Genomic DNA, 3,230 nt, shown 5'->3' with positions numbered 1-3,230 from the left:
ACGCAGCCGAAAAAGTCTTAGCGAAGCGGGCTTTTTCGGTTGTGTCGCGGAACTCGGCCCGGCCCACCCACCAACAAGCCCGTCCGGCGCTTGAGGACTCCGTGGCGAAGCCACAGGATGCCCGCGGCCGCCAGGCCGCGAAAAGAAGACGCTACTCGTCGCCGGCAGGCGACATCGCTCGTTCGAGCAACCCCGTCCGCGCCGCCAGCGCCGCAGCCTCCAGCCGCGACCCCACCCCCAGCTTCATCAGCACTCGCTGCACATGCGTCCGCGCCGTCGACGGCGCGATCCCCATCCCCGCCGCGATCAGCCGCGTGTCCTCACCCTCCGCCACCCGCACGAGCACTTCCACCTCCCGCGGCGTGAGGATCTCCAGCAGGCGCGACCCCTCGTCATCAGGCCCCTGCTCCGGATTCAAGAGCTCCGCGAACGACGACTGCAGCAGCGCCGGCGCCACCGCCGCTTCCCCGGCCCGCGCCTTCACCATCGCCCGCTCGACGCCCTCGATGCGTTCGTCGTGGCGTACGTAACCGGACGCCCCCGCCGCGAATGCGGCGGCGATACCGCGCGGTGACGGCACCGGGCCCAGCACCACCACCGCTATCTGCGGCCGTTCGCGCTTGATCCGTACGACCGGATCAAAGGCACCCGGCTCAGCCGGGGACGCCGTGCCGAGAAGGCATACCTCCGGCGTCCGGCTGACCACCAGCTCCGCCGCCCCCGCACTCGGTGCGGCTGCCGCCAGCACGCGATGACCGCGCAATTTCAGCGCGGACGCGAGCGCCTCGGCGAGCAGACGATGATCGTCGACCACAATGAGCCGCACCGCCATGTTCACCCCTCCCCGTCCAACAGCCCCTCCCCTGAATCCGGAAGGTACCGCCTTACCGGGCAGAAGCCTCCCGGAATGCCGAAATCCCTCGCATTCTGGAAGAGTCAGGCTGTGATCGGGAAGGTGGCAGGACGTCCGCCGGCGGCGATGGTGGTGGTGGTGGTGTTCGCCCTCCCGGTTGCCGGAGGGCGAACACACCACCTACTCGGTCACCACCAGTTGGAGTAGCTGATGCTGGAGTAGGCGCAGGCCTTCTGGGTGCTGCCGTTGTAGCGGCACACCTGAAGCCGGATCCACTTCACCCCGCTGCTGTCGCCCAGGTACGTGTCCCAGCGGTTCGTGTTGCCGGCGTTGTACGCCTTGCGCCACTGGTAGTACTTGGTGCCTTCCCCGGTCCCCGCGATGACGCGCATCTGCGCGTGCTGGCCGTCCTCGCTCGTGTCGGTCAGCTTCAAGTCGAGCGGGTTCACACTGGTCTTGCTGGCGAAGGTGAAGTTGGCGACCCCATAGGCACCGGCCACCTTCGCGTCCAGCAATGACGCCGCAGAAGCAGCGTTCGCCGTCGACGTGGATCCCGCAATCGCCACCGCGGCGACGGCACCCGCAATTGCTGCGTGCTTGAGCTTCAAAACATCCCCCAGTTTTGTCATGGACGAGTCAGCGGCAGCCTAGCAGTGCCCCTCCCGGGAGAGCGTCAGGAGCCGCCGAAAGCCATGAACAGGAACTTGCTGTACTTGGCGCTCGACTGAGAGATCGTGCTCTGACTGACGAAGAACCGGCCGTAGGCATATGTCACATCGCTGTAGCGAGCGGTGAAATCGCTCTCGTCCTCCGCCGTATCGACCGGCATCCGCAGCCAGGTCTGCTGCTTTCCGGTCGCCGGGTCGATGGCGACCAGCTCGCCGCCCGAGTCATACGTCGGCGAGCGGTAACCCAGCAGCTTCTTGCCGACCATCCGGACCGGGGACATGGTGCGCTTCTCGCCGGCGTCGAACTTCTTGACCGGCTTTCCCGTCGCCAGGCTGAAGGCGACGATCTCATTCGTGTCGCCGTAGTCGGACTTGCCCCGGTGCTCCTCGCCCGCCAGGTAGAGGTACTTGTCGTCCACCGCAGCGGTGCGGCACGGCTCGACCTCGGTGGCGGGGCAGTTCGGGTCGTACTTCGGCATCCCGGACGAGCCGGAGGAGGTACCGAGCGAGATCTTCGAGAGCATCTTGCCCTTGTCGTCCAGGGCGATGACGTCCTTCTCGCTCGACTCGTCGCCCACGGTGATGCCGAAGACGACCGGGTCCGTCGACAGCATCTTCACGTACTGCGTGCCGGGAGGCGTCGTGTAACTCCAATCCGCCTTCTTGGTCTTCGGGTTCATCTTCTCGACCCGGATGGTGGGGGAGTCGTACTCGCCGCAGCGGACCACGGCGACCAGCGCCGCACCGCCGCCGTAGCCGTCCTCCTGGCACTTGCTGCCCGCCTTGGGGCTCCACAGCGACTTGCCGGAGTTGATGTCGAAGACGAAAGCGCCGTCCGTACCGCCGGTGGCGACCGCACCGTCAGCGACGGTGATCTCTTCCATCGTGGCGATCTCGTCGGCGTTCTTCGCCTCCTCCTGCCACAGCATCTTGCCGGAATTGACGTCGAAGGCCGCGATCTGCGAGCAACGCGGGCTGTAGTCCTTCTCGTTCTTCGCCTTGCGGTCCTCGAAGAGCACGGCGGCCTTGCCGTCCTCCGAGACGTGCTGCGAGGCGCCGCAGACCGCGCCCTTGAGCGGGATCTTCCACGCTTCCTTGCCGCTGTCCGCCGAGTAGCCGGTGATCTCATACATGCCGGACTTGGCGAATGTCTTGTCCGTCGCCCACTGGCCGTTGGTGCCGATCGTGGTGTCGAATTCGGCCTTGGGGTAATCGGCGCTGTACAGCAGCTTGCCGTTGGCCGACTTGGGCTTGGCATCCGCGGCAGCCGTGTCGCCGCCGGGGCCCTGGGACTGGCCCGGCTTCTTCTTGGTCTCGTCCTTGCCCTCGTCGGGCTTCGTCAGGACGTACGTGACGCCGGCGACGGCGGCGAGGAAGACGACGACGAGGCCGATGATCAGCGCGGTTTTGCCGCCGGACATGCCGGACTTGGGCTGCTGCAGGGGCTGCGTGCCGACGCCGGGGAACTGTGCCTGCGGGGTCGGGTAGCTGCCGTACTGCGGCTGCTCGCCGCCCTGCTGCGGGTAGCCGTAGCCGGGCTGCTGCTGCGGGTATCCGTAACCCTGCTGGCCAGGCTGAGGCTGCCCGTACGGCGCCTGGCCGGGCTGCTGCGGCTGGCCGTACGGCGTCTGGCCCTGCTGCGGCTGCCCGTACGGTGCGCCCTGCGGCGGCTGGCCCGGGGCCGCCGGCGGCTGGGCCGGGGGTGTGGG

The 3,230-nt window shown here is 67.6% G+C and carries 3 protein-coding genes; all 3 read right to left on the bottom strand.

From position 1 onward, the window contains the following. Positions 1-151: 151 nt before the first annotated feature. The gene (locus G5C51_RS40965; protein ID WP_165245863.1) at positions 152-832 is read right to left on the bottom strand and encodes a helix-turn-helix transcriptional regulator; all 681 of its coding nucleotides are present in this window, start codon (positions 830-832) and stop codon (positions 152-154) included. Between the two features lie 209 nt (positions 833-1,041). Continuing rightward, complete coding sequence (locus G5C51_RS40960) at positions 1,042-1,419, bottom strand: hypothetical protein (protein ID WP_165245861.1); 378 nt, start codon at positions 1,417-1,419, stop codon at positions 1,042-1,044. 107 nt (positions 1,420-1,526) lie between these two features. After that, positions 1,527-3,230: outer membrane protein assembly factor BamB family protein (locus G5C51_RS40955; protein ID WP_165245859.1), on the bottom strand; the 1,704-nt coding region annotated here is incomplete at its 5' end.

It is taken from the genome of Streptomyces coryli, from assembly GCF_011044975.1.
Taxonomy (GTDB): Bacteria; Actinomycetota; Actinomycetes; order Streptomycetales; family Streptomycetaceae; genus Streptomyces; species Streptomyces coryli.
Note: the sequence above shows the minus strand (reverse complement) of the source record. Positions and strands in the feature narration are given on the sequence as shown.

What these genes read in the sequence shown, in the direction of transcription:
- G5C51_RS40965 (WP_165245863.1), bottom strand. Translation starts at nt 832, where the DNA reads ATGGCGGTGCGGCTCATTGTGGTCGACGATCATCGTCTGCTCGCCGAG.